Below are 24,680 nucleotides of genomic sequence, written 5' to 3' on the forward strand. Positions count from 1 at the left end.
TCCTGTGCATATTGAACAGAGATGCTTTGTATTTCGTTTTAACAATCTATTCAAAATAACAAATCGTGATTAGTAGCTAGTCGTGGTGCCTACCTATCTAACGCTTTCCATATGATTTTAAGGTTGCCAAAAACTGACCGTTCCCGACGGGTACTGTGCAGGTAGTGACATCGGCATCTGCCGATACCAACGTCATAAAAGAATCCATTTCATCAGCGTGGGACGTGGCGTTGTCAACGACAAGAAGCCCGCCCCTGCGTAGTAAACGTTTGATGGTAGGCCACCAGGCCACATACGCCGAGCGTTTGGAATCCAGAAAAACAAGGTCGCAGCTTTCGTCATGCATTGCTTCCAGCAGGCCGCCCGCTTCCCCGCGAAGCTGGGTAATGACATCAGAAAGCCCCGAGCGCTCAAAGTTACTGGCCGCTAGCTCAAGCTTGAAGTCAGATTGCTCAATTGTCGTCACGTGCCCGGCAATCTTTTGTGCCGCCTGAGCCAGCCACAAGGTGGAATATCCGTTGGACGTGCCAATCTCAAGCACACGCTGCGCGTTGGTCGCCTGAACCAGTACTGACAGAAACTCCCCGGTATCACGGGTAATATTCAGCATTCGCCGTGGGCGCTCGGCGATTGTCGCGTCGTTTTCCTGCCCAAATTGCTCCAATTCGACTAGCAGCGCTTGTAATGACTCACTTGACCCGGAAGGCGAAATGCCGCTTCCTTGAGATTTTTTAGCCATCCCAGGACTCCTTTGCGTTTGACCGTATAGTGTTGAGGCTCAAGTGCTTGACCATGGAAAGCCATGTATCGCCATGCAGAACTGCACGGTTTCAACTTAACGCACCTGATGAGCTTCGCCAGATGGGTATCAACTAGCGGGCCAGAGGCGCCAATGCCAATACCTCCTTGCGCAGCTCCTGCTTCGGCTTCTCCAATGAAGCGCCCCATGACGCGCACTCTTTCTTCTGTTCAGCGTCGTTATCAGCGCTTTCGATGAAGGCATTCAGCCAGGCCTGTCGAGTGCATAGATCCTGAAAGTCACCGAGCAGGCGCTGACGGTGCTTCAATTCTGCCAGAAACGACTTGGGGACCTTGGGATTCAGATCGGCCAGATAACGGATGCGCTTCACGCCCTTGCGAAGTTCGTGCAAAGAGGTGTCAGGGGCGTCTAAAGAAAGTGCCGCCAGATCCTTATCGTGGCGTGCAATGCGCTTATTGAGCACCGCCTTGATACGCTTGGGCGTCAGCTTGGTGAGCGCCTTCTTGACGTCATCGGAAGCGATAAACCTCTGCCAGTTTTGCATTTCCTCAGCGTAGGCTGGCGCGCTTAACTGCTCGCAAAGGGCTTGATGCTCTGCCCGCTGGCAATCCTGAAGCCATTGCTGCAAAGCTTGACGAGTCGCGAAAGAAAGCGGCGGTGACGTATTGCCAATATCCTCCAGAAACACGTCAAGGTCGCGGAGGTCGCTGGTGGCCCGGGCACGTTGCTTGAGCCGCTTAAGCATTTTTTTCAGGCCAGGCACTTTGGTAATGGAACGTACGGATTCGCCCACTGCCCGGCTGCGACGCAGGTTAACCCGGTACTGATGCAGAAATTCAGCATCAACACCTGCGATCACCCCCGGCTCCAGAGCCCTGACCATCCGGTACTGGTGCTCGAGCATGGCAAGGAGTCGGCTGGACGTGTTGCCTTTATGATCAGATGGTTTGGGGGCAAGGCGCTTGAAAAGTGAATAGCTGGCCTCTTCCGGGGTCAGTCGTCTCACCAGCTCCGCACAGCCAGGTTCCATGGATGACCAGGGTGTATCGGGCAACGTGAAATGCAGCACGCTGCCGGTAGGCAGCGACGTCGGCGTTTCCTTATTGAGCCAGCAGGCGAGATCCACAAGGGCCGGATTATGGCCAATAACAAGCATTTTTTCGGGTTCATCAGGCAGTGCTTTGAGCCATGCCAGTAGTTCTTCACCGTCGAAGGTGTAGAGAGCGTCGTCAAATTGAGGCTGATTGATGAGTGCTCGTTCTGGCAACTGCGCGGCGATGTCGTCGAGGGTTTCCAGCGTACGAGCCGCCGTGCTGACGTGAACCTGCCCCTCCAACGCTTTCCAGCGCTGCAGCACAGGGGCCATTGCCGTCGCCTGACGCTTTCCCCGTTTGTGCAACGGCCGTTGGTAGTCGGTCATATTGTCACTGGGTTGCTTGGCCTTGGCGTGGCGCATCACGAAAAGATGCCGCATGTATTCGCTCCTCATTGCGACATGATTAACCAAGTTTAGTACACCCACATATGCTAGCGAACCCGTTTACGTGGCCGCACCACCCACCAACTCGCCAGCACCAAGCCGCCAAATATGCTGTAAACCACACCAAACACCCAGTCCGGCGCGCTGTAGTAAAGAAGGCTGTGCAGCCAATACTGAATAAATGAACCGGCATAAGTGGCCGCCCCCGCCTCGGTTCTGAGCGCCATTTCCCAGGTCGTCAGCGGACAGACCATCCCCAACCAGGCTTGCCCCACGACGTAACCGATGGCGCATAAATGCACGATACGAAAACCGCGGTGACGCACCCACTGCCACGCCAGGAAGTACCCTGCGTAAATAGCCAACAGGCCTAATACCACGAAGGCTACAAATAGTACGTGGAGTATCAGGATAGCGTCTGCGAGCAACAGTAATAGCCACTGTTTAGTTATCACGATTCATTCCGTAGATGCTTCAAGCCCGCAACGGCAGCGCTGCGCCAATTACCATGAACAGACCTCTGCAAACGCGATTAAACCCTCGCCTAGCACGTTCTAGCCAGTGTCGAATGCGGCTAGCAACGCTTGCCAAAATAAACTCTGCCAAAGATTCCGTCATCACGCATGCCAAACATGCAAAGAGCAATAACGATGACAAACCCTATCGCGCCACCCGAAATCGTAAACAGCGTCTTGCAGCTTCCGTGAAGCCCGCTGGGACCAGCGAGAGCGACAAGTCGACACAACTGACGAAATAGATAAATCACATATCCAGCTGCATTGGCCAACTCGTGAATCCCCACCATTAAGCGCCTGAAAGATGCAAGCATAAGCTGCCTACGATACACGGCAATCCTGGCATACCTCGCCGATGGAATGCACTGTTTACAGCGCTTATGCGGCGCTCGCTGTATTCCTCCGCATCTCGGGAAGGCGTACACTCTCCAGATACAGCTTCTCGCCTGGGCGTTTTCTGGGTTGCCTAAGGGGTTCAGGCGCGGGATAACGAAGACAGCATATGCGCGGCCGTTAGCTCGACTGGGTTCGACGTCGGACCTGCAGCCTGGATTTTTACAAGTCGGCCTCAGAACCTTGAGCCTAACCACAGAGGATGGAATTATGGCTCAATCAAAGCTGTTAACCCTGGACAAGCTGCGCTTTGCTTTTAGTCGGATTAGCGAGCGTCTTTGGGTCAAGCCACTGCTCCTTTGCGTGCTTTCTATAGGCGGTACATTCATCGCCATGCTCGCTGACACAATGGGGCTGTCGAGTGTGCTACCCGATATCACCCTGGCGTCTGTCGAATCGCTACTGACCATCATGGCGTCCAGCATGCTGGTGATTGCAACATTTGCAGTGGGCTCCATGGTGGCCGCTTATGCATCCGCCAGCACCGGGGCAACTCCCCGCTCCATACCGCTGGTGATTGCGGATGACGTTACCCAGAACGCATTGTCGGCATTTATAGGCGCCTTTATCTTCAGTATTGTTTCGCTGATAACCATCCAGAATGACATGTTTGACGTGGCAGGACGGTTTGCGATCTTTGCACTGACGCTTTTGGTGTTTGCCATTGTCATCATCACATTCGTTCGTTGGGTGGACAGAATCGCACGGCTAGGCAAAGTGGTGAATACCATCGAGAAAGCGGAAAAGGCCGCAGGCGACGCACTGAACCGCCGTCGGCATGCGCCTTCACTCGGCGCGTTGACAGCCTCCCCGCATCAAGCGGCTGACAAGGGCATTCCTACCTGTTCTTCAAAAATTGGCTATGTCCAGCATATCGACCTGGAGACATTACAAGCCTGTGCTGAAGCGCACAATTGCCACGTGACAGTAGCGGTACTGCCGGGTACCTTTGTTCATACACACCTTCCATTGCTTCATATTGTTAAAGACGCCGAAGAATGCAAGGCGTTCGAGACAGAGGCTTTCTCCAGTGCCTTCACAATTGGCTCAAGCCGTACCTTTGAGGATGATCCTCGCTTCGGGCTGCTGGCGTTGTCCGAAATCGCCGACAAAGCGCTATCGCCGGGCATCAATGACCCGGGAACCGCGATAAACGTGATTGGCACACTGGTGCGACTATTTACCCTTTGGCAATCCCCCGTAGAGATAGACCGGTTGCAAGCGATTACCTATAACCGTATCTCAGTGCCAGAACTGCTGATCGACGACCTGTTCGACGATGCCTTTACGGCAATTGCCCGGGACGGCGCGGGTATGGTGGAGGTGTCGATCCGATTGCAGAAAGCCCTGCTCGCTCTGGCCGGAACAGGTGATAGTGCGATGGTGGCGGCCGCCAGAAAACATTCAAGGATGGCACTGGCCCGTTCAGAAAGCGCAATGTCGCTTCAAGACGATATCGATGCTGTGCGCAAAACTGCTGAGTTTTCGGCATTGCCACCCATAACAGAACCAAACTCACTATAACGGGTCTTCCACTCGGTCAGACTCTCAACACGGCGTTGACCAGCCAGCCGTTATAGGCCACTACCTCCAGCAGTAGCATGCTCGCCTCGATGCGATTGATCCGCCCCTTGCCGCGAACCTCTTAGCCCATGATAAACAGCCCCACTACCTTGGCCATCATCACCGGCCAGTCCCAACGCATAACGCCGGGTTAAAACTGACCCATCCTTGGCAGTTAGCTGACAATTCAGGACTGCTTCGAGCGTCATTGAGCTCAACACTGACCCAAGGGGCTCGACCTCAAGCGAACAAGCAGGCATGGTGAGTATTATCATCCATCATCCGTGAACCAACAGGAGATCAAGCTAATGCCGCGCTGTCTTGCTCAAAATCTATGCATCATGGGTCTATTATCGATCTTGGTGTTGTCTCCCAACGCCTTCAGCCAACAACAACCGAGTACGTCTACCGGTGATGATGTCACCACCGAGTCTTTCCAGGACTGGGAGGTGCGTTGCCGGCGTAATGCCGAGGGCCCGTCGCCTTGTGCGATGTCGCAATTGGTTACTCAACCTGGCAGCGACCAGCCCTTGATGCAGGTCATTCTCAACTACCCACCCCAGATCGATGATCCGGTAATGAGCTTCTTCGTTCCGCTGGGGGTGCGTCTGGCCGCAGGCTTGCAATTAAGTGTGGATAACGGTGAGCCAATCCAGTTCCCTTACCAAGTCTGCCAGGCGCAAGGGTGCCGTGCTGACGCCCCCATTGAGCCGTCGATGTTGCAGCAACTCCGCAGTGGCAATACGGCAACCCTCAGCATGATTGGTCCACGCGGCGACCGCATGGACCTGGATATTTCTCTGATCGGCTTTACCGACGCCAATAACCGCCTCAACCCCTGATCGTTGGGGCCTTGCCCGACAATGCCGGTCCATAAGGACCGGCACGTCGATACGATTGATGTGCGCTGCCAAGTTATGCGCTTCCAGCCCAACGAAAGCCGCCAGACCAAAGGCGGTATCTCCTATTTCAACCTTGGATGGCGGCCACCACCTGTCAGAGCAAAGCCTTCAAACTGTCAGTACAGCATTGACCAGCCAGCCGTTGTAGGCCACTAACCCCAGCAGTAGCAGACTCGCCTCAATTCGATTGATCCGCCCCTTGCCGCGAATTCCAAAGCCCATGATGAACAGGCCTACTACCATGGCCATCATCACCGGCCAGTCGCGGAGCATGACCTCCGCTGAAAGTGCCTCCATCGGTGCGATAACACCAGCGATACCGACCACTGCCAATAGATTGAACATGCAGGAACCCACGACATTGCCAATGGCAATATCGTGCTCCCCCTTGCGAACCGCGGCGATCGACGATGCCAACTCCGGCAGCGAGGTACCAAGCGCCACGATCGTTAGTCCGATGATGAGATCACTGACGCCCAGGGCACTCGCCACGGAGACAGCCCCCCACACCAGCATCCGCGAGCTCACCAACAGCAGCGCCAGACCAACCAGGAGCCACAGGATGGCTCGGCCAAGTGTCATGGCATGCGAAGAGAGTTCCTGTTCAGTCTCGACGGCTAATGGATCACCCTTGCCAAGCAGTGCTGCCCAGGTCGTCCAGGCCATCAGGCCGAAGAACCCCATCAGTAGCAACACCGACTCCAATCGGCCAAGTTGATCATTCCAGAAGAATGCCCCTGCCACGGCTCCAAACAGCAATAGCAACGGCAACTCACGACGGATGATTGTCGAGTGCACCGCAATCGGCACGATCAGCGCCGTTACTCCGATGATCAGGCCAACGTTGTAGATATTGGATCCCAGCGCATTGCCAAGGGCCAGTTCAGGATTCCCGTCCAGGGCCGCCATGATGGACACGACGATCTCGGGTGCCGACGTGCCGAACCCGACGATGACCATGCCGATCACCAAAGAAGGCAACCCGATGTGCCCGGCTACCGCCGAGGCACCATCGATGAAGCGGTCAGCGCTCCACAGGAGCAGGACAAACCCCAGGATGATGGCCAGAATCGGTAAGATCACTACGTCTCCTCAATCGTTGTAAAGGGCACTGTTTGTAACCAGCCCGTCAGATGTCGGTATCTTTATCGTCGTCATGGTCGGAATGTCGTATCAGATAGCTGAAGAGACAGGATGGCAGATTATCTGGATCCTCACGATGTGGAACAGTCTGCAGGCGAGGCATTCTCGTAGGTTGCCAACGCTTCATCCATGGACGTTTCGAGCACCTTGATACGAGATTCGTGAGCGGGATGAGTCGAAAGAAACTCTGGAGGCTGACCTCCACCGGTAGCGGCCATATTGCGCCACAGCGCAACGCTCTCTTGCGGGTCAAACCCCGAACGGGCCATGATCGCCAGCCCCATCAGGTCGGCCTCTTCCTCATGGGTCCGGCTGAACGGCAGACTGATGCCGATCTGGGCGCCGATGCCCAAAGCCTGCATCAACTGCTGATGCCCCAGCTCACCCTCACCCAGTAATCCCACGACCAAAAGCCCGGCCTTGATGCCGAGTTGCTGGGTCAATCGCTCATTACCATGGTCAGCCAGCACATGGCCTACCTCGTGTCCGATCACCGCCGCGAGTTGCGCGGGTGTCTCGGCCACTCGAAGTAAACCGGTATGCACACCGATGCGCCCTCCAGGGAGAGCAAAGGCGTTGGGAGAAGAGTCCTCAAAGACGACAACGTCCCAGCGCTCAGGGAAAGCGAGCCCTGGGTAGCTTGCCTCAGCGCCCGCCACAACTTTGTCAGCCACACACTGTACCAGTTCATTCACCTGCGTATCGCGTGAAACTGGCTGGCGATTGAGTAACTGGTCGAAGGTGTCCTCCCCCATCTGTGCCATCAGGTTTTCGGGCACCAATGCCAGTTGGGAACGCCCTGTTGGCGTCTCATCGCAACCAGCCAGAAGTGCCAGCTGCAATATGAACAGCAGGTGTAACGGGAATCGCAGACGCATCAACGGCCTCGCCAAGGATCAGGTAACCTGCAGGAGAGTATAGGGCGCCTCGCAGGCATGTCGTTCATCACGCTCATCCACGCTGCCTAGACCGAGATGCCGATCGTTGTCGTAAGCAACAAACAGTCGATCATGATCCAGTACGGCAAGCCCCTCAGCCTTGTGCTCGAACTCCAAGGGCAGTCCCTCAGGCGTGGTCACTAGTGCCGGGCTGCTGCCCGCTCGAAAATCGCCCAGGCTAACCTCCCACAGGTAACCGCCGATGCGTTCTTCCCCGGCTTCCTTCACCTCGAAGCTGTTAAGCAGGTAAAGGCGTGCATGGTAGGGATCATACTCCAGGCTCGATAAACCGCAGTCATAACGAACCGCCGGGTGATGGCCGGGATCAAAGGCGTAGTGCTCGCGCATTTTATCGATAAACACCAGGTTACCAGTGTCGCTAATCTCGTAATGAGCGCCCACGATACGGCTTACGTAACGGAAGTCATCATGCGCCCGCCCCTGTTCGCGAATGCCGAACAACAACAGGCCATCGCCGCGCTCTCCAGGTACCGCAGCAAGCCCCTCAACCTTGTAATAGGGGAAGCCAACGGCCTCATCGAGCTTGGTGCGCAGTTCCAGGGAGCCTTCGACGCCATCCCGTGGGTCGGGGTCTACTGCCTGCACTTTTTCAGGTTCGCCCAGCGGCCAAATCAACAAATGGTTATAGTCGTTCAGGACATGGCTTTCACTGTCGATTCGATCAAAGCCTGTGGTTGCCAGTACGTGACGACCATCCGCCGTGAGGGATAAATCCTCGTACTTGACAGCCTGCTTGACCAGCGGCGCTGTGTAGTATTCCAGTTGGCTGTCATCCGGGCCTTGTGCCGTCATCGGCATGGTAAAGACCGCCGAGCGTTCCTCGCCGGGGACCGGCTTGTCACTGGCCAGAATCAGCCTTTTGCCGTCATAGAGCACCGCGGAGACCTCGGCATTGACCAGTTTTCCTTGCTCATCGCGCAACCCAGCGGGAAAGCAGTGGATAGTTCCTTGCTGTAGAATGGTCGCGTGCGTCATGGTGTATGATCCTTACAACTGCCAAAAGTGGAGCGAAGCCTAGACCTTAGCGTCGGCGTCGCGTGTCCCAGAAGCTCTGGCAACGTTTCGTCGCTGCCGCGTTTGCCTTACGTCGCACAGTACCAACTACGTATGGCCTGTTATGCTGGAAATCAAGCGACTTACCGATACGTACTGGCAATAACGACTGACCCGAGGAGCGTTAAATGAGCACTAAAGAAGAAAGGGATGTAGAAAAAGGCTACTCGAAGGCAGACTTTGTGGCCAAGCTGCGGCGGTTGGCGGATTCCATCGAGAACGGCGAACGTTTCGATATTCAGATTGCAGGCGAGCGTATTTACGTTCCCGTCCGAGCGGCGTTCACCATCGAGCACGAACGCTCAGATGATGAAGAAGAAATAGAGTTTCAGATCAAATGGCATCATGAATAGCGACCGGTAGTCACCTGACATGACGGCGAGGATTTGCTTGGCGTCGGCTGAAGCGGCGCTGGTTATTGCCGACTGAGTCACAGCAAGCCGCTAGCGCGTTCGCGATTTGCGCCGGGAGTATTGTCGCAGCGCAAATAGCAGCAGGATGCCAAGCCCCAGGCCGACCAGCGACAACATGACATCGCGGGAGTCACTGGCCGTCACAAGCGCACCAAGCTGGCTGCCCAACAAGGTGACGGCTGCGAGCCCTGGCACAATGCCCAGGGTTGAACCGACCATGTAATCGCGAAACTTGATGTGAAAGGCCCCCGCCATCATATTGGTAAGGGTAAAAGGTGCCAATGGGAGCAGGTTAATCAGCGTCATTGCACGGATGCCGCGACGGGACAGGTAGTGCGAAAGCCCATTCATGTGTTTGCCGCCATGGTTCATCAACGCCTCGCGCCCCAGGCGATGCCCGACAGCATACGACACGACCGACGACGCCAGCGTCCCCATCGTTGCATAAACAAACCCCCATACCGGACCGAATATCAAACCGGTGACGGCCACTAGGATACTCAGCGGAAACATCACCAAAAGGGCGATCACATAGACGACCGTCACCAGCACAAACACCCAAGAAGAATCTCGCCACTGAGGTGATGCGGCTACCCACGCACGGAGGCTATTAACTGTCACAATGTCATTGACCGTCAGCCATTGCCATAACCCGCCGAGTGCAAGTAGCAATGCTAGAACACTTAGCGCTATTGTGACGGGACGCACCATCCGCTTTTTCTCCTCAAATCCAATTGCCCACAGGGTAAAATATTGGGTTGTCGACGCGCGGGCACGTTTGTGTCAGCTTATCGCCCCTGTTACCCACCCAGCCAGGAGACACAACGAGTGCCCCGCCAGCGACTCATTTCGTGGTTTTTCTATCTCAACCTTGCCCTTATTGCTGCACTGCTGGGTTACAAAGCTTACCTGAATTTTTTTGAGCAGGACTTTGCCAGCGCTCACGCTGCCCAGGTCAACGCCATTGAGTCGATGCTTACCGAACGTGATACCTACCGTTTTGCTGTGCTGGGCAACATTAACAACTCGGTGGGCATTTTTGAGCGCAAAATTATCCCTCGCCTGAATCGCGAGGGCTATGACTTTATCATCTCCGCTGGCAATGCTGTCGCCAGCGGTGGCGAGGACAAATACCGCGCACTGTTTGGCACCCTCAGTTATTTGGAAATGCCATACCTGCTAACCTTCGGCCCCCATGAGGAAAGTCGGCTCGGTGGCTTTCGCTTTTACGACCACTTCGGCCCCTATCACTTTAGTTTTGCCGCAGGGAAAAGCCGGTTCACCTTTCTTGACAGCACCGGCACCACCGACTTTGGCTGGCAAATACGATGGCTTGATGAAGTACTTGCCGCAAAGCGCGAACCCAATCAGTTTCTTTTCAGTGCCCACCCACTCTACCCGGTGGACCATGCAGGGCTTTTCGGCCTGGACGATGACCATGACTATCACCTTGAGAACCCCGCGCGCCAAGGGTTGACCCGCCAGATCGAGCAGGCCGACGTGGATGCAGTGTTCTCTTCCCAGGTGCCGCTGTTTGACCGTCAGCAACATGGTGGCACCACTTATATCACCACCGGCGGTGCCGGCGGATTAGTGCTCAATGATGACGAGAGCTACCACCACTTTGTCTCCGTCAGCGTTGACGGCGATGACATCCAGATTAGCGAAAGGCGCCTGGATATTGGCCAGCACCCGATCTGGCGCACGCTGGAAAGTTTATGGTTTTTTATCTACTCACTGTTTTACGTTGGCTACCTGAACTTCATCTTGATCGTTTCCACGTTCATTGCCATCGCGCTATGGTTATACAAGCGGATCTTCACCGAGCAGGATTACTACCCTGACTTTGATATTGACCCGGACGCCGGTGGTGATATGCCACTTCAAGTGGCCATGTTTACCAATAACTACCTGCCATTTATCGGTGGCGTACCGATATCGGTTGAGCGCTTAAAACGCGGTTTAACAGAGCTTCGTAATAGCGTCTTGGTCGTCGCCCCGGGCTACCCCCATCAGCCTCCCAATGAGGAAGCCGATGTACTGCGCCTGGCCTCGCTGTTGCCAATGGGCCGCCACAAAGAGTTTCGCCTGGCTAACATTTTCTCTTGGCGTTTGGTTAAGCGTGTGCGCGCCTTTGCTCCACAGGTGATTCACGTTCACCACCCGTTCTGGATCGGCCGCGCCGGTCAGCTGTTGGGTCGGTTATTCAGAGTGCCCGTGGTTTACACCTACCACACCCGCTTGGAGCACTACGCTCACTATGTGCCACTACCAGGGCCGTTGTTTCGCAACTTGATTTCCCACGCCCTGGTCAAGCGCTTTGCCAACGGCTGCGATGCGGTGATTGTTCCTACCAGCTCCGCCGAGGAGTACATGCGTATTATCGGCGTCAAGCAACCGATCTTTGTCCAGCCGACGGGGATCGAATACGCGCGTTTTGCCACCGCTGACAGCGCCGCGATCGACACGCTACGCCAACGCTACCGGCTTGAAGGCAAACGCGTGCTGGTATCAATTTCACGCCTGAGCAAAGAGAAGAACATCGACTTTATGCTCGATGGTTTAGCGCTTTTACGCGACAGCAGTGAGCACGACTTTCACCTGCTACTGCTTGGGGAGGGTCATGACCACGAGCGATTGCAGGCACGAATTGAAGCGTTAGGCCTTAGCAAGCACATTACGTTGGTTGGGGCCGTCCCTCCCGACGAAGTAGCATGCTACTGCCACCTGGCCGAGCTTTTCGTCTTCGCTTCCCGCTCGGAAACGCAAGGCATGGTGGTACTCGAAGCCATGGCCGCGGGACTGCCGGTAGTGGTGATCCGCTCCAGCGGCATCGAGGATATCGTTCAGCACGGGGTTAACGGCTACAAGACGGCCCCCGACCCTCAGGCTTGGTGCGAACGTATCGACACCCTGCTCAGCGACGATAAATTAAAAACACGCATGAGCGAACAAGCCTCGCGCTGTGCCGCCGAACACTGTATCGAGAAGTTTGCCACAGCTGTGCTACGTGTTTACCGCTACGTGATCGAAGCGCGACGTAAGCGCCATGCTGATTAATCGTGCAAGTCCCGACACTAGTGTAAGGAACTTTATAAAGTGGCCGCTGTAACAAAAATGCTGTCATGTTCCATGCACTTGAAAGAAAGGAGCCAGTCGTGACGCTCAAACCCCAATCGCCCTACTGGCTGATAGGCTTAGCGCTATTGCTGATGTTGGCAACGCCAGCCTTTGCCGACGAACCTCAGCTTCCGGACTTTACGGAGTTGGTCGACACTGCCGCGCCTGCCGTGGTCAACATCTCGACCACTCGCGATGTCGATAGGACGATGACCTCATCCCGGCAATTCGGCGGGCAAGAGGTCCCGGAGATCTTTCGCCACTTCTTTGGCGACCGTTTTCCGACGCCGCCAGGCGGCTCACCCGACCATGGAGGCGAGCCGCGTCGATCGCTGGGGTCGGGCTTCATCTTCGATGAAGACGGCTACATCATGACCAACGCCCATGTCGTCAAGGATGCCGACAAGATTCTGGTACGCCTCAACGACCGCCGCCAGCTTGAGGCAGAGTTGGTCGGAGCCGATGAGAAGACCGACGTGGCGGTTCTCAAGGTCGAGGCAGACAACCTGCCCACCCTGAACCTAGGTGAGTCTACCGACCTCAAGGTCGGTCAGTGGGTCGCCGCTATCGGCTCGCCCTTTGGCTTCGACCACTCTGTGACCTCCGGCATCATCAGCGCCATCAACCGCACCTTGCCTCAGGACGTCTATGTTCCCTTCATCCAGACCGACGTGGCGATCAACCCCGGCAATTCAGGCGGACCTCTGTTCAACCTGGATGGCGAAGTCGTGGGTATCAATTCCCAGATCATCACCCGAAGTGGTGGTTACATGGGCCTTTCCTTCGCCATTCCCATCGATGTGGCGATGGATGTTGCCAAACAATTGCGTGAAGACGGCTATGTGAGTCGCGGTTGGCTCGGCGTCAGCATCCAGCCAGTGTCCAAGGACCTGGCAGAATCCTTCGGTATGGAACAGGCTAAGGGCGCCTTGATCGCCGAACTCGAACCCAGCGGACCAGCGGCTGACAGTGGCCTTCAGGCAGGCGACGTCATACTGGAGGTCAACGGCCAGGAGGTGGACCACTCCACTACACTGCCACGCCTGGTCGGTGAGACAGCACCCGGTGACGTCGTCGAACTCTCCGTATTGAGCGATGGCCAGAATGAGACCATCACCGTAGAGGTTGGCGAGTGGCCGAATGCCGGTCCTCATCAATCAGACGGCGATCCGCTTCGACTGGGTATCGCTGTCCAGCCGTTGAACGACATGGAGAAACGTCGGCTCGGCATCGATCATGGGGTACGCATTGCCAGGGTCGACCCGACCGGCCGCGCTGCAGCCGCTGGCATTCGCCCCGGAGACGTTCTGGTCAGCATCGGCCAGCAGCCGATTGAGAGCCCAGGCCAGCTGAAGACAATGCTGACAAATCTGCCTGACGATCAAACACTGCCTGTTCTGCTCAACCGCGAAGGCCGCGCCTACTTTGTGGCCATACGATTTGGCAACGATGACTGATCACGGCTGAGAGAAAATTCACCCAGGTTCGTTCTGCCTGGCGCACAACCAAGACGCCCCCGGAATTCCGGGGGCGTAGGTATTGCTAGGTTCTCCATTTACCGAGAGTATCAGCAGCTCTCATTGAGGACCGCTTCCGGGAAGTGGCGACGCAGCATCCGGTTCTGGAAGTCGTCCACGAACCGGCTGTTGATGATGATGATAAACCGCTCGAAGGGTGCCTCGCTGTCGAGCTGTTCGATCCCGTCGACACTGTGGAATACCTGGTCATCGTTCAGATGCAGGATATCCCCCGGATTCAGGGTGATATCGGCCAAGGGTTGCGTGCCAGCCTTGTCGGCGTAGAGGTGGTTTTCGGCACCCGCCACGTTTTCCCGATTGATGACCAGAATGCTAAGGGCCTTGCAGCCATCGGCATGAATTCCCTGTCCCTGGAGGGGGTCGATGCTGCCTTCGCCGCGAACCCCGGTGATCTGCATCAGAATGGGTTCGTGCGCACCGATACTCCACAGCCTTGCCCAGGCGCGAACAAAGGCCTTCACATCGGGGCGTCCCATGAATTCCCGAGTCAGCGGATCATAGTACCGCAGGCGATCCGCCATGCTTTCCGCGTCGTTGAAGGCTCCCCCCTGGGCCATGGGGCATTGGCCCATATCTTCGACATCGCCCTGATCATTCAGGGCGAGCCATGACATCCGCTTCCATCGCTGGTTAACGTAGGGATCGCGCGGCAGGTCAGCGGTAAACCCCTGCCAGGCGGTCAGATCGATTCGCTCCCGAATATCAGTTTTCGCCCAATCCTGATGCCTCAACGCCTCGGTCACTCCCGAATTCCAATAATCGGCGAGTGAATCGGCAGGCATGGAGGTGGGGTCGAAACCGTGCTTCAGAGTATCGAGTTTCATGTGGGTCTTCTCCTGTTAACTGGGCGGAATTGCCCGGTGTTGCCGGTGTAAACACTGCGGTCAACAGGAAGAAAATGAAAAGATATGCAACGATATGTCAAAAAAATGTACTAAAAAAGAGTGATTATTTTTGAAAAAAGGATCAGACCGTTGATGACGTATGTGTAGGTTATCTCCTACAAGGTGTAGGATAATCATAACAAAGTGCCTATTTTGGCCATCATGATGGCTCTTAACAGTGTTTGTTATTTAAGTGGACCCCATGGCTGCCAGCGATTCCCGACATTACCGAGATCCGGAACGCCTGAAGAAAAAACGCAGGGGGTTTTCCGGTGCGCTCGTGTTGAAGGCGTCAAAGACACCTTCAACTGCTGGCATCGATTCGCACGATGCCAGCAGAGAAGAAGTTGAGTTAGTACGTCGCCAGTATCTGGAGAGTGAGCAGCGATTCCGCGCGCTGCTGGAGAGTCTGCCTAAGGTGGCGGTCCAGGGTTATGATCGCGATCGGCGAGTGATTTACTGGAATGAGAGTAGCACTCGTCTTTATGGCTATACCGCTGAGGAAGCCCAGGGACAGTTACTGGAAGATCTGATCATTCCTGCCTTCATGCGTGACGAGGTGATCCAGGCGCATTGTGCCTGGATCAAAGAAGGGGTCGCAATACCCGCCGATGAACTTGAGCTCAAGCACAAAACCGGCGAACTGGTATCGGTCTTTTCGCAGCATCTGATGCTCAATGAGCATACCGACTCCCCCCTGATGTTCTGCGTGGATGTCGATCTTTCCGACCAAAAGCGCGCCCACCGTGATCTGGAATTCGCCACCCGTTTCGACAGGCTCACCCATCTCCCTAACCGCCAGACCTTCGAGGTCGATCTGGACAGTCAGTTGGATTCCTGTCGACGCCAGGGCAATGGCCTGGCAACCATCTATCTGGACATCGATCACTTCGTCGAGATCAATGATGCCCTTGGCTATGATCAGGGCGATCGCCTGCTCATTGAGCTGACTCGGCGACTGAGAGAGTGCCAGCAAGTCACTGACCTGGTGTCCCGTGTCTCTAGCGATGAATTCGTGCTGGCCTTTCCCGGCGTCCACTTGGCCCCAGATGTCAGACGGATCGTTCGTCATGTCCAGAATGTCTTCCGCGAACCTTTCGTCCTGGATGGTCGAGAGTCTCAGGTCACGGCCTGCCTGGGTGTGGCGCTCTTTCCCGAGAATGGTGAATCGTCACGCGAATTGATTCGTAATGCCGATGTTGCCAAGAATCGTGCCAAACTGGATGGTCGGGGTGTTGTACGTTTCTTCCAACAGAAGCTCCATGATGAGCTGGTTCGCCAGCACTATCTCTCGGCGCAACTCGAGGAAGCCCTGGAGAACGGTGAATTCTCCCTCCACTACCAGCCCCAGGTCTCGGCGGCCAGTGGGCGAATAGAGAATCTCGAGGCCTTGCTACGCTGGGAGCCTGCCGAGGGCCCGCCGATCTCGCCTGCCGAGTTTATCCCGCTGGCCGAGCGTTCCGGTGTGATCCATCGTCTGGGCGACTGGGTTATCGAAGAGGCTTGCCGCCAGCAGGTGGAATGGCGTGCCAAGGGCTTTCATGAGCACCGCGTCGACATCAATGTCTCGGGGCGTCAACTGGTGCGTCCCGATGCCCTCAAGAGCTTCGAGGACGCGCTGCAGCGTCACGGCTTGGGTCCGCGGGATATCGGCATCGAATTGACCGAGAATGTCCTGATCGAAGCCGACGAGACCGTCCTCGAGGACCTGTGGCGCCTCTATCATCGGGGTATTCACATTGCTATCGACGACTTCGGGACCGGTTATTCCTCCCTGAGCTATCTCAAGCACTTCCCAGTCACCGCCCTGAAGATCGATCGTTCCTTCATCCACGACGCTCCCACACAGCCGAAGGATAGAGCCATCATGGAGGGTGCCATCTTCATCGGTCATCGGTTGGGATTGGAAGTGGTGGCCGAGGGCGTCGAGAACGCCGAACAGTTGTCACTGCTTCGCGAAATGCATTGCGACCTCATCCAGGGGTTCTTCTTCTACCGGCCGATGCCTGCCAAGGACATCGACCGCCTGCTGGGCGGTTTCGAGCCTGGTCCCGAAGGGCTGTCGAGCTGAGTCTTGTCGTGATTTGGCTTGCAATGCAAAGGGTTGCCGGATCTTGTGGGCGTACCCGATGCCACCTGGTCGCTTGGATTAACCCCGGGGTTCTAGCGGGATCGCCGTTATCGGCCAGAACCTGATTCTAGACCTTTCGCATATACGTCTAAATATGTTTGCTGGCCTAGCCCTCCCCTTATCTTATGGGCCTAGAGGTAATTTCATAACAAGCGGTATACCAGTAGATTAATCCACTATGGATACTTTAATGACACTGGTTCGAAGAACACCTCTAGCACTCAAGAGAGCGCTAGAGGCTAAACCGTTAAAGGGCTTTTACTAACTCTCCATAATCTCCCCCCACACGCAAGACAATGGTTACATCGTTGTCATTTCGGTTACGGAAGAACCAGCCGTGGTTGCCGGTGAAAGCGGCTTCTAGCTCACCTTCGTCATCTGGTACACCACGCCCTTTCTCGTAACTGATGGAGTTGCCATTTCCATCACCGTGGGTGTCAAAGTTGATGGGACCACCTTCTGATGCCCAGGCAAAGGTAGCAACCGCCCCTTCTTGCATGGTGAGTTTGTACTCCGTGCCTTCTCCTGGCGTCAGCGTAAAGCTCACCTCATCGCTCCATGGGGACGCTTCTTCCGCTTGCACTGTCTGGGAAACGGCTTCCTCACTTGCCAATGCTTCCACCAGCGCCACGCTGGGGTCGGTCATCACCCTTTCAGGATCAGTGGACGAAGGTGCAACTGGATCACTCGCTGAGGCTGAATTGGAAGTTTGAGAATCAGCATCGCTTGCCGTCTCAGGCTGACGATCACTGGCGGTCTCTGGAGATGCAGCGGGTTGAGACGCCTGCTGAGAACTGGTTTGAGCATTGGCCTGATCAAGCTCGGCTTCCTCAGCCAACTGGGTCTTGATTTCTCCCATCTCAGTCAGCCCTAACAAGCGACCAGCACCGGTGGGATCGATGGCATACTCAGCAGGCAGCACGACGGTAATCAGCAAGGCGACGGCGATAACAGCGGCCATCAACGTAGAACGAAGTAACTTACCCGTTGACGGCAGTTCGGCACGGATTGGAAGGTCAGTGTTATACATCGGGGACTCTCTCAATTAGGCAATGAAATAGCCGGTGAGTTGATAACCCACCAGCATAAAACCAGCACACATCATGGCGACGTTGGCGGTATACGCGTGGCGTAAGAAGCCCGTAGTGCGTCGCCAGAAGCCCATCACAATGAGAATGGCGCTTAATGCCAGTAGCTGGCCGATCTCTACGCCTACATTGAATGCCAGGAGGTTGGGGACGAGACCATCGGGTGAGATATCGTACTCAATGATCTTGCTCGACAGGCCAAAGCCATGAAACAGACCGAACACCAACGTGGCGACCTTGGTGTTGGGCTGAAAGCCGAACCAGCGCTGATACGCACCGATGTTATCGAGCGCCTTGTAAACAACGGAGAGCCCGATGATGGCATCGATCAGATAGCTATTGATGCCGATATTGAAGTACACCCCGAGCAGCATGGTTGCCGAGTGACCGATGGCAAAGAGGCTGACGTAAATAGCGATATGCTGCATTCGGTAGAGGAAGAAGATGACCCCTAGCAAAAACAGAATGTGGTCATACCCCGTTACCATGTGCTTAGCACCGAGATACATAAACGAGATCAGATGAACTCCATAGATCTCTTGGATGTAGCCCTTGTCACCCTCAGCCACCGCGTGAGCAAGCGCCTCGCCACTGGCGCCCAGTAGCATTAACAGCAGGGTTAGAAAGGCTAAGGCGTGGCGTCGGGCCTTCATAGGCAAGCCGAGCGCACCCCTTACTTGGGATGGAAACATGCAACCTCCACGGGTCTGTCATTAGTCTTGGCCATCCGATGAATGGCCCCAGTCATCAAGCGAAGACTGGCCGTGGAGGGCGCTCCAAGCGGTAGATACGACGCAGGGGGGAACCACGCCGTTCGCCTAGCCGCAAGGCAAGACGGACGTTTAGTACAATGGCAATGCTCGCCCCTAACCGATCCGCTTGTTCGTGGAAGTGACTGCCGCTCTCATGAGATAGGTGTTGACCGTTATCGTGTGCGTGGTCATGCGTGTGTCCATGGCCCTTATGCACATTCTCATGGAGAGACGACTCAACGCCAACCATGCTCGCGGCTCCATGCGCACGCGCCTCACCCACACTGGTGAGTACCAGGCTAGGCAGGAACAGTACCAGTAGGGTCAGATAGCCAAGACGGTGGCGCAGCCGATGGAGCATGTAAAACAGCCAGGATAAAAGTGAAAATTAGATAACCACTTGCCTTAGCCGAAGCGTTGGCAAAATAACAGCGGTAGATTACCATCCCCTCCAGGGGGATAGGAACATAATAAGGGAAAAGAACATGACAATGCATACTCACCAGTCACATCCCGATATCATCAAGCGTCTGAACCGCGCTCGGGGGCACCTTTCGAGCGTGACCCAGATGATAGAGGATGGACGCCACTGCCTGGACATCGCTCAGCAACTCCATGCGGTAGAGAAAGCCATTCAGCAAGCTAAACGCACCTTGGTGCTGGATCACATCGACCACTGCCTAGACGAAGCCCTAGATTCTCAGAATCAAACGCAGCCGAAGCGGGCCGAAGAGTTCAAGACGATTGCACGCTACCTGTAAGCGTTTATAGGCACCTCTCTTTTGGGGAAGTTCTATGCTCGATGTACTCGCCCATCGCGTCTACCGCCATCTCTTTTTCGCTCAGGTCATTGCACTGATCGGCACCGGGCTAACCACCGTTGCACTAGCATTACTGGCTCATGATCTTGCTGGTGAGCAGGCGGGTGTCGTGCTAGGTACCGCGCTGGCGATCAAAATGGTCGCCTACGTGGGCATTGCGCCACTGGTGGGTGCCTACGCCTCACGCCTACCCCGGCGCACCTTATTGGTTAGCCTGGACTTGCTGCGTGCAGCCGTGGTGTGCTCACTGCCCTTCGTTACAGACGTGTGGCAAATCTATGTGCTGATCTTTTTACTCAATGCCTGCTCTGCAGGCTTCACGCCCGTTTTCCAGGCGACAATACCGGACATCCTGGAAGACGAAGAGCAATACACGCGAGCATTATCCCTGTCACGACTTGCCTACGATTTGGAGAATCTTCTTAGCCCCATGGTGGCAGCGGCATTGCTGATGGTAATGAGCTTTGATGTCCTGTTTTTACTCAACGCCCTGGCGTTCGTGATCTCTGCCTCTCTGGTGATATCGGTGATATTGCCCGAGTCACAATCGCTACAGGAAATTCCCGGCGTTTGGCGGCGGGTTTCTCACGGCATACGAATTTATCTAAAAACACCTCGTTTGCGCGGCCTTTTGGCGTTGAACTTGGCGGTCTCAGCCGCCGGAGCGATGCAGATTGTCAATACCGTCGTGCTAGTGCGCTCTATGTTAGGGCTTGGCGAAAAAGAGGTAGCTTTGGCCTTTGCTGCCGCAGGCGGGGGCTCCATGCTGGTGGCCTTGATGTTACCCAAGATACTGAATCAAGTAACAGAACGCCCCATCATGCTGCTGGGTGGCGTCATGATGTCACTCAGTCTCTTCCTGGGCTGGCTGGGACCATCGTTTGCGGGGCTTGTCGGGCTATGGTTACTGCTGGGCGCGGGGGCCTCATTGGTCATGACGCCCACCGGTCGCCTGCTCAAGCGATCATGCCAGCCGGAGGATCGTCCAGCGCTGTTTGCTGCCCAGTTTTCTTTGTCACACAGCTGCTGGTTGGTCACTTATCCGTTGGCTGGCTGGCTAGGGGTGAATCTGGGTCTGGCGGGAACGTTCGCTTTGCTCGGGACATTGGCTTTGAGCGCTACGGGGCTTGCGATGCTTGTTTGGCCTCGTCGAGACCCTATCGAGATTGCGCATGAGCACCCGCCAATAAGCCATAGCCATCTTCACTATCATGATGAGCATCATCAACACGAGCATGAAGGGTGGGAGGGGCCGGAACCTCATCGCCATTCACACCATCATTCTCGAGGCTCTCATCGACACGTCTTGGTTATTGATGACCACCATGCACACTGGCCATCACAGCACAAGCTTAGGTGAAATGTTCCATTCTTTGACCTCCACCTGATGGAGGATCATGCCATGAACGCTCCGACTGAAATCTCATTTACACCTTGGAATAAAGGCAAGTTGGTTGGGCAGAAGGCGCCTCTGCGCCTTCGTGATATCTGGGCCATACGTGTGCGGCTACAGCTTGCCAAAAAGACGAGAGATCTTGCCCTCTTCAACTTAGCCATCGATAGCAAATTACGAGGCTGCGATCTAGTCAATTTACTAGTACGAGATATAGCTCATGGTGCATGCATATCACCACGAGCCATCGTGATGCAGCAAAAAACACATCGACCTGTCCAGTTCGAAATAACCGAGCAAACCCGTATCGCTATTGTGGACTGGATACAGCTTGCTCAACTCAGAAACGAGGACTTCTTGTTTCCAAGCCGAATCAATAGCGCAAAGCATCTCTCCACGCGCCAATATGCCCGTATCGTGAAAGCCTGGGTCACCGAAATAGGTTTAGATGCGTCTATCTATGGCACGCACACGATGCGACGCACCAAAGCGTCTCTGATATACCGTCGCACGAAAAATTTGAGGGCAGTGCAACTTCTCTTGGGTCACACGAAGCTGGAAAGCACCGTCAGGTATCTAGGGATTGAGGTAGATGACGCTTTGGAAATGGCAGAACAGACAGAAGTTTGATGAGGATGAACGACGGCCTATTTCGGGCCGTCGTTGTCCGGCCATGAGCGGCCTTTTAGGAGCCATTGATATAGCGCTTCAATGCCCTGTTAAGGAGTGAGCAACGCAATACCGAAGCCTCCGAAAACCACCTTAAACACTAGACGCAACGCATAGTAAAAATGCCACGCGCTGGAATCACTCTTAAACAGTTTGTTATGCATAAATTTTGTGGTATTCAGCCTTTTTCTTAAGTAGTGCTCTTTTAGCTTCAATAGTATGACCGGACATTTTCTTCTGCTCTTGCTCGAACTGAGCGACATGATCCCAATAGAACTTCCAGTGGGCATGATTAGGCGACTCAATAATGTCTTCAATTATGGCAATCAAACTATCAAATGCAGCGCGATATTTTGTCAAGTCAATTACAGTAAGGTTTTGAATTTTATCTGTTAGATCTTGGTTTATTTTTGTATTCTTCCGATTTAGAGCAGTGTGCCATTGTCCATGGGCAATTTTATTTCGAATTAAGCTCGGCTCCTCGATATAATCTTTAATAAGTGATAATGTTCTCTGATGTACATTCGGCACGTGATTTGACTTTTTTGCATCTACTTTTCGAAGAGCTAATTCCAAACACTTTTTCCAACCCTCGACAATACTTTGCTTAGCAGATACTTTAATTTTTTTAACTTCGTCGCTGGAAAATTTTTTGTTTGTATGGATGAGTTTGAGGAAAGTAGCTTCAGAATACGCACAAAAAATAAGACCTAGTATTCTCGTTTGAAATGCTAGTTGTTTAGCGTTGTCTTCTTTTAAAGCTTGATTAATTGTTTTATTGACGTGTGTCCATGCACTTTTTAGCTCACGAACATTATCACACTGAGCATCGAAAATTTGCTCTATTTCTTGTGGGGACATTCATATCTCCAACTTCAACTAGGCAAAGGATATTTAATTAAATACCCTTTGCCCAGCTGGAATTGAACCAGCACCTTTCGCGTCAGACGCGACTGCTCTACCATATTAAGCTATAGGCTCAAGCAAACTTTATTAACTATCTGGTGTGAAGTCAAAGCTTTACGCATACCGCCAATGTTCAGCGGCCGGTTTGGAGTGCAACGGAAAACCGGTCCGGTGGAGGGCCGGCAAGGCCGGAACGTACTGCAACTACTTGTTAGAAACTGCCGCACCACCATCAGAGTATCTTGAGCCACCGCACCCGGCCAAGAGCGGACGATCAACGGCCTCGATGACATGCCGGGCAGCACCACCTGCATCCATCAACTCTTCCGCCAAACCTCGTACGTGCAGCCGCTGTCGCCGGTCCACAGGAAGCATGGATACCCAAAGGTACACGGTTGTGGTCGGCTGGGGGATGGGAACATCCAGTCGTATGGACTTCGTGATTTCCATTCTCGTCCGTATTCTGATTCGCGTAGTAACGTGGCATTTTTTCTCTCCTTTTCTATCTAGTGGCGAACAGTGAAGAATTAAGTTTCAGTCCTGGCGCAATAACCACATCGGATAGCGAACTGTTACACTATATCCATTAGCATATATCTAACATTTCTTATCCGTCTAGAAGCGGCCTTGCAGGTTATTGTTGCGTAATATTTTTCCGGCATTTTAGAACTGAAAAGCAGTTTTTGAATTGAATTAAATGTATTTAATTAGCCTCGCAGCGAATCCCGTAATACTTTTAATTGATCGCTTGAGGCTATAATCTTATTGTTGCTTACCGCTTCCTCATATAGAAAAATCAAGTCGTGCAAATCAGACTCATCCATCAAGCCTTTATTTTTTGCGGACTTGGCAGTTTCTAAAATTTTAGGTACTAATAACCGTGAGCGTACATTACTAACCCTTTCAATAAGAAAAAAAGCTTGGGCATTATTGGGGTTTTTCTCTACTTTGCACCAGAAGTATTCCATTGCCTCCACGATACCGAAACAGCCTCTCTCAAAACGAACAGCAGAAATATATATGTTTAATATGGTATCCTTAGAAAAAGTATTCGTTAGCCATGGAGCCAAAGAAAGCTCTATAAACTTTCTGCGATAAGTTTTTTGTAAATCTGAAATAAACAGTGTTCTTATTACCTGCTGCACGATTGTTGAACCTCCAGATCTAGGTTTTATTTTAATCAGGCTGAGAATCCCCCGGGCAATTGACCTATAGTTAATTCCGTTATGACTGTAGAATTGTCTGTCCTCAATGAAAATGAGAAATTTTTTAATTTCTTGGGTGTTGATTTCTAGTCTATCCGTTTCATGAAAAGAAAGTTTTGCTCGATAAATTATATATTCAATATTTTCAACGAGAGCTAAGCCAATAACCTTAGCCAAGAGCCTATAAAAAAGCAGCCTAGACGTCTCATGCACATCTAGTAAAGAAATTCTATAAACTAGCATTGTAGCGAAAAACCAAACTACGGCACAGCAAGCTATAAACGCGCCTGCAGGGATGTATTCAAAAAAATTTTGATTCTGCTTAACCATATAAGCGATCAAAAAAACACTACTGAGGTTGAAATAATTGAAACGATCCAAAACGGGTAAGCAACATAAGTAAACCACCCCGGGAATAAACGAACAGCTAATGGTTGGTCAGCGCCCTCAACTCTCCAATTAGGTAGTAGCAGTTGCACTCTTCCATAACTGAGCCCAAGCATTCGTCTTAAAATAATAACCTTCCTTCCTGAAAAAACTATGGATCTTTGTCGATCAGAAAAATACTTAAGAGTGACGAACGAAAACCCTAATATTATTAATAGTGAAATCATGGAGATGACATAGGGTGGTATTATATCTTCAAATACTGAAGCCAATCGGTCTGAGGAACCAACTAGCAACGACCCCAAAGCCGCCGATGAAACGAGAGACACATTTGAGGCGTTAAGAAAAACACGCTCCTCTGACTCTAGATTTTTAGCTGCAACTTTATATTCTTCTAAAGCGATATCACGTTTTTCGAAGTGATAAGTGGGAAAGTGCTGTCGCCAACCTTTTTTATAATCTTCTTCTATCAATTTCCTTTCCTTTATAAAGCTTAAAAAATGTAAGGTAGCTCAATACCATTCGATTGACTTATCAGCATGTCCGCTTTGGGTCGTCAACTGCCGCTCCACTATCAGCGTAGCTTGAAGCTATGCACTCGGCCA

At 53.4% G+C, this 24,680-nt stretch carries 23 protein-coding genes; 9 read left to right on the plus strand and 14 right to left on the minus strand.

Annotated features, from left to right (window positions below; translation table 11 throughout):
• Positions 1 to 97 precede the first annotated feature (97 nt).
• The 3 genes from B7L15_RS09470 to B7L15_RS09480 form a co-directional block, all read right to left on the minus strand.
• Positions 98 to 739: an O-methyltransferase gene (locus tag B7L15_RS09470; RefSeq protein WP_085918734.1), complete on the minus strand. Its 642-nt coding sequence runs from the start codon at positions 737 to 739 to the stop codon at positions 98 to 100.
• Between the two features lie 133 nt (positions 740 to 872).
• On the minus strand, positions 873 to 2,234 hold the full coding sequence (locus B7L15_RS09475) for a CHAD domain-containing protein (protein WP_176243664.1): 1,362 nt from the start codon (positions 2,232 to 2,234) through the stop codon (positions 873 to 875).
• A gap of 53 nt (positions 2,235 to 2,287) precedes the next feature.
• Entirely contained in the window at positions 2,288 to 2,695 is a 408-nt protein-coding gene (locus tag B7L15_RS09480) for a DUF2784 domain-containing protein (RefSeq protein WP_422823724.1), read from the minus strand.
• 663 nt (positions 2,696 to 3,358) lie between these two features.
• Between B7L15_RS09480 and B7L15_RS09490 the strand changes: the two genes are divergently transcribed.
• Both B7L15_RS09490 and B7L15_RS09495 read left to right on the plus strand, forming a co-directional pair.
• Positions 3,359 to 4,672 (plus strand): DUF2254 domain-containing protein, encoded by a 1,314-nt coding sequence (locus tag B7L15_RS09490; RefSeq protein ID WP_085918736.1) that lies wholly within the window; start codon positions 3,359 to 3,361, stop codon positions 4,670 to 4,672.
• A gap of 347 nt (positions 4,673 to 5,019) precedes the next feature.
• Positions 5,020 to 5,553 carry an invasion associated locus B family protein gene (locus B7L15_RS09495; RefSeq protein WP_085918737.1) on the plus strand — a complete coding sequence of 178 codons (534 nt, stop codon included), beginning with the start codon at positions 5,020 to 5,022 and terminating at the stop codon, positions 5,551 to 5,553.
• A 168-nt stretch (positions 5,554 to 5,721) separates the two neighbouring features.
• On the opposite strand, the gene B7L15_RS09500 is transcribed toward B7L15_RS09495, so the two are convergent.
• From B7L15_RS09500 to B7L15_RS09510, 3 genes are all read right to left on the minus strand, one after another.
• Positions 5,722 to 6,696 (minus strand): calcium/sodium antiporter, encoded by a 975-nt coding sequence (locus B7L15_RS09500; RefSeq protein ID WP_085918738.1) that lies wholly within the window; start codon positions 6,694 to 6,696, stop codon positions 5,722 to 5,724.
• A gap of 131 nt (positions 6,697 to 6,827) precedes the next feature.
• Positions 6,828 to 7,634 (minus strand): M48 family metallopeptidase, encoded by an 807-nt coding sequence (locus B7L15_RS09505; RefSeq protein ID WP_085918739.1) that lies wholly within the window; start codon positions 7,632 to 7,634, stop codon positions 6,828 to 6,830.
• An 18-nt stretch (positions 7,635 to 7,652) separates the two neighbouring features.
• Positions 7,653 to 8,690, minus strand: a complete 1,038-nt coding sequence (locus tag B7L15_RS09510; RefSeq protein ID WP_085918740.1) for a hypothetical protein — start codon at positions 8,688 to 8,690, stop codon at positions 7,653 to 7,655.
• Positions 8,691 to 8,896: 206 nt separating this feature from the next.
• On the opposite strand from B7L15_RS09510, the gene B7L15_RS09515 reads away from it, so the two are divergent.
• The gene (locus tag B7L15_RS09515) at positions 8,897 to 9,121 is read left to right on the plus strand and encodes an amphi-Trp domain-containing protein (protein WP_085918741.1); all 225 of its coding nucleotides are present in this window, start codon (positions 8,897 to 8,899) and stop codon (positions 9,119 to 9,121) included.
• Between the two features lie 90 nt (positions 9,122 to 9,211).
• Here the strand turns inward: B7L15_RS09515 and B7L15_RS09520 are convergent, their stop codons facing one another.
• Complete coding sequence (locus B7L15_RS09520; RefSeq protein ID WP_085918742.1) at positions 9,212 to 9,892, minus strand: TVP38/TMEM64 family protein; 681 nt, start codon at positions 9,890 to 9,892, stop codon at positions 9,212 to 9,214.
• 117 nt (positions 9,893 to 10,009) lie between these two features.
• On the opposite strand from B7L15_RS09520, the gene B7L15_RS09525 reads away from it, so the two are divergent.
• A complete protein-coding gene (locus tag B7L15_RS09525; RefSeq protein ID WP_085918743.1) occupies positions 10,010 to 12,241 on the plus strand; it encodes a glycosyltransferase in 2,232 nt (743 codons plus the stop codon).
• A gap of 152 nt (positions 12,242 to 12,393) precedes the next feature.
• Positions 12,394 to 13,758, plus strand: a complete 1,365-nt coding sequence (locus B7L15_RS09530) for a DegQ family serine endoprotease (RefSeq protein WP_085918812.1) — start codon at positions 12,394 to 12,396, stop codon at positions 13,756 to 13,758.
• A 110-nt stretch (positions 13,759 to 13,868) separates the two neighbouring features.
• On the opposite strand, the gene B7L15_RS09535 is transcribed toward B7L15_RS09530, so the two are convergent.
• A complete protein-coding gene (locus B7L15_RS09535; protein ID WP_085918744.1) occupies positions 13,869 to 14,663 on the minus strand; it encodes a 2OG-Fe dioxygenase family protein in 795 nt (264 codons plus the stop codon).
• Positions 14,664 to 14,925: 262 nt separating this feature from the next.
• On the opposite strand from B7L15_RS09535, the gene B7L15_RS09540 reads away from it, so the two are divergent.
• Complete coding sequence (locus B7L15_RS09540) at positions 14,926 to 16,794, plus strand: putative bifunctional diguanylate cyclase/phosphodiesterase (protein WP_254902912.1); 1,869 nt, start codon at positions 14,926 to 14,928, stop codon at positions 16,792 to 16,794.
• A gap of 307 nt (positions 16,795 to 17,101) precedes the next feature.
• Here B7L15_RS09540 and B7L15_RS09545 read toward each other — a convergent pair whose 3' ends face one another.
• The 3 genes from B7L15_RS09545 to B7L15_RS19340 are packed head-to-tail and all read right to left on the minus strand — an operon-like array spanning position 17,102 to position 19,055.
• The gene (locus B7L15_RS09545; protein ID WP_085918745.1) at positions 17,102 to 17,884 is read right to left on the minus strand and encodes a hypothetical protein; all 783 of its coding nucleotides are present in this window, start codon (positions 17,882 to 17,884) and stop codon (positions 17,102 to 17,104) included.
• 15 nt (positions 17,885 to 17,899) lie between these two features.
• Entirely contained in the window at positions 17,900 to 18,634 is a 735-nt protein-coding gene (locus B7L15_RS09550; protein ID WP_176243665.1) for a HupE/UreJ family protein, read from the minus strand.
• Positions 18,635 to 18,689: 55 nt separating this feature from the next.
• A complete protein-coding gene (locus B7L15_RS19340) occupies positions 18,690 to 19,055 on the minus strand; it encodes a hypothetical protein (protein ID WP_139839363.1) in 366 nt (121 codons plus the stop codon).
• Between the two features lie 124 nt (positions 19,056 to 19,179).
• On the opposite strand from B7L15_RS19340, the gene B7L15_RS09555 reads away from it, so the two are divergent.
• The 3 genes from B7L15_RS09555 to B7L15_RS09565 are packed head-to-tail and all read left to right on the plus strand — an operon-like array spanning position 19,180 to position 21,538.
• Positions 19,180 to 19,455, plus strand: coding sequence for a metal-sensing transcriptional repressor (locus B7L15_RS09555; protein ID WP_085918746.1), 276 nt, complete (start codon positions 19,180 to 19,182; stop codon positions 19,453 to 19,455).
• Between the two features lie 34 nt (positions 19,456 to 19,489).
• Positions 19,490 to 20,875, plus strand: coding sequence for an MFS transporter (locus B7L15_RS09560; protein ID WP_085918747.1), 1,386 nt, complete (start codon positions 19,490 to 19,492; stop codon positions 20,873 to 20,875).
• Positions 20,876 to 20,917: 42 nt separating this feature from the next.
• On the plus strand, positions 20,918 to 21,538 hold the full coding sequence (locus B7L15_RS09565; RefSeq protein WP_085918748.1) for a tyrosine-type recombinase/integrase: 621 nt from the start codon (positions 20,918 to 20,920) through the stop codon (positions 21,536 to 21,538).
• 195 nt (positions 21,539 to 21,733) lie between these two features.
• Here the strand turns inward: B7L15_RS09565 and B7L15_RS09575 are convergent, their stop codons facing one another.
• The 3 genes from B7L15_RS09575 to B7L15_RS19670 all read right to left on the minus strand — a co-directional run bounded on the left by B7L15_RS09575 (position 21,734) and on the right by B7L15_RS19670 (position 24,548).
• Complete coding sequence (locus B7L15_RS09575; RefSeq protein WP_085918750.1) at positions 21,734 to 22,438, minus strand: hypothetical protein; 705 nt, start codon at positions 22,436 to 22,438, stop codon at positions 21,734 to 21,736.
• A gap of 752 nt (positions 22,439 to 23,190) precedes the next feature.
• On the minus strand, positions 23,191 to 24,030 hold the full coding sequence (locus B7L15_RS09590; protein ID WP_217808009.1) for a biosynthetic peptidoglycan transglycosylase: 840 nt from the start codon (positions 24,028 to 24,030) through the stop codon (positions 23,191 to 23,193).
• Positions 24,027 to 24,548 (minus strand): hypothetical protein, encoded by a 522-nt coding sequence (locus tag B7L15_RS19670; protein ID WP_217808011.1) that lies wholly within the window; start codon positions 24,546 to 24,548, stop codon positions 24,027 to 24,029. Before B7L15_RS19670 ends, B7L15_RS09590 begins: the two co-directional genes overlap by 4 nt.
• Positions 24,549 to 24,680 lie beyond the last annotated feature (132 nt).

This window comes from Halomonas sp. CSM-2, assembly GCF_002119345.1.
GTDB classification, from domain to species: Bacteria; Pseudomonadota; Gammaproteobacteria; order Pseudomonadales; family Halomonadaceae; genus Vreelandella; species Vreelandella janggokensis.

Excerpts from the sequence above, each read along its gene's own strand:
- B7L15_RS09490 (WP_085918736.1), top strand. The coding sequence starts at position 3,359 with ATGGCTCAATCAAAGCTGTTAACCCTGGACAAGCTGCGCTTTGCTTTT.
- B7L15_RS09510 (WP_085918740.1), bottom strand. The coding sequence starts at position 8,690 with ATGACGCACGCGACCATTCTACAGCAAGGAACTATCCACTGCTTTCCC.
- B7L15_RS09565 (WP_085918748.1), top strand. The coding sequence starts at position 20,918 with ATGAACGCTCCGACTGAAATCTCATTTACACCTTGGAATAAAGGCAAG.
- B7L15_RS19340 (WP_139839363.1), bottom strand. The coding sequence starts at position 19,055 with ATGCTCCATCGGCTGCGCCACCGTCTTGGCTATCTGACCCTACTGGTA.
- B7L15_RS09530 (WP_085918812.1), top strand. The coding sequence starts at position 12,394 with ATGTTGGCAACGCCAGCCTTTGCCGACGAACCTCAGCTTCCGGACTTT.
- B7L15_RS09515 (WP_085918741.1), top strand. The coding sequence starts at position 8,897 with ATGAGCACTAAAGAAGAAAGGGATGTAGAAAAAGGCTACTCGAAGGCA.
- B7L15_RS09560 (WP_085918747.1), top strand. The coding sequence starts at position 19,490 with ATGCTCGATGTACTCGCCCATCGCGTCTACCGCCATCTCTTTTTCGCT.
- B7L15_RS09535 (WP_085918744.1), bottom strand. The coding sequence starts at position 14,663 with ATGAAACTCGATACTCTGAAGCACGGTTTCGACCCCACCTCCATGCCT.
- B7L15_RS09520 (WP_085918742.1), bottom strand. The coding sequence starts at position 9,892 with ATGGTGCGTCCCGTCACAATAGCGCTAAGTGTTCTAGCATTGCTACTT.
- B7L15_RS09495 (WP_085918737.1), top strand. The coding sequence starts at position 5,020 with ATGCCGCGCTGTCTTGCTCAAAATCTATGCATCATGGGTCTATTATCG.
- B7L15_RS09545 (WP_085918745.1), bottom strand. The coding sequence starts at position 17,884 with ATGTATAACACTGACCTTCCAATCCGTGCCGAACTGCCGTCAACGGGT.
- B7L15_RS09575 (WP_085918750.1), bottom strand. The coding sequence starts at position 22,438 with ATGTCCCCACAAGAAATAGAGCAAATTTTCGATGCTCAGTGTGATAAT.
- B7L15_RS09550 (WP_176243665.1), bottom strand. The coding sequence starts at position 18,634 with ATGTTTCCATCCCAAGTAAGGGGTGCGCTCGGCTTGCCTATGAAGGCC.
- B7L15_RS09470 (WP_085918734.1), bottom strand. The coding sequence starts at position 739 with ATGGCTAAAAAATCTCAAGGAAGCGGCATTTCGCCTTCCGGGTCAAGT.
- B7L15_RS09505 (WP_085918739.1), bottom strand. The coding sequence starts at position 7,634 with ATGCGTCTGCGATTCCCGTTACACCTGCTGTTCATATTGCAGCTGGCA.
- B7L15_RS09555 (WP_085918746.1), top strand. The coding sequence starts at position 19,180 with ATGACAATGCATACTCACCAGTCACATCCCGATATCATCAAGCGTCTG.
- B7L15_RS09475 (WP_176243664.1), bottom strand. The coding sequence starts at position 2,234 with ATGCGGCATCTTTTCGTGATGCGCCACGCCAAGGCCAAGCAACCCAGT.
- B7L15_RS09540 (WP_254902912.1), top strand. The coding sequence starts at position 14,926 with ATGGCTGCCAGCGATTCCCGACATTACCGAGATCCGGAACGCCTGAAG.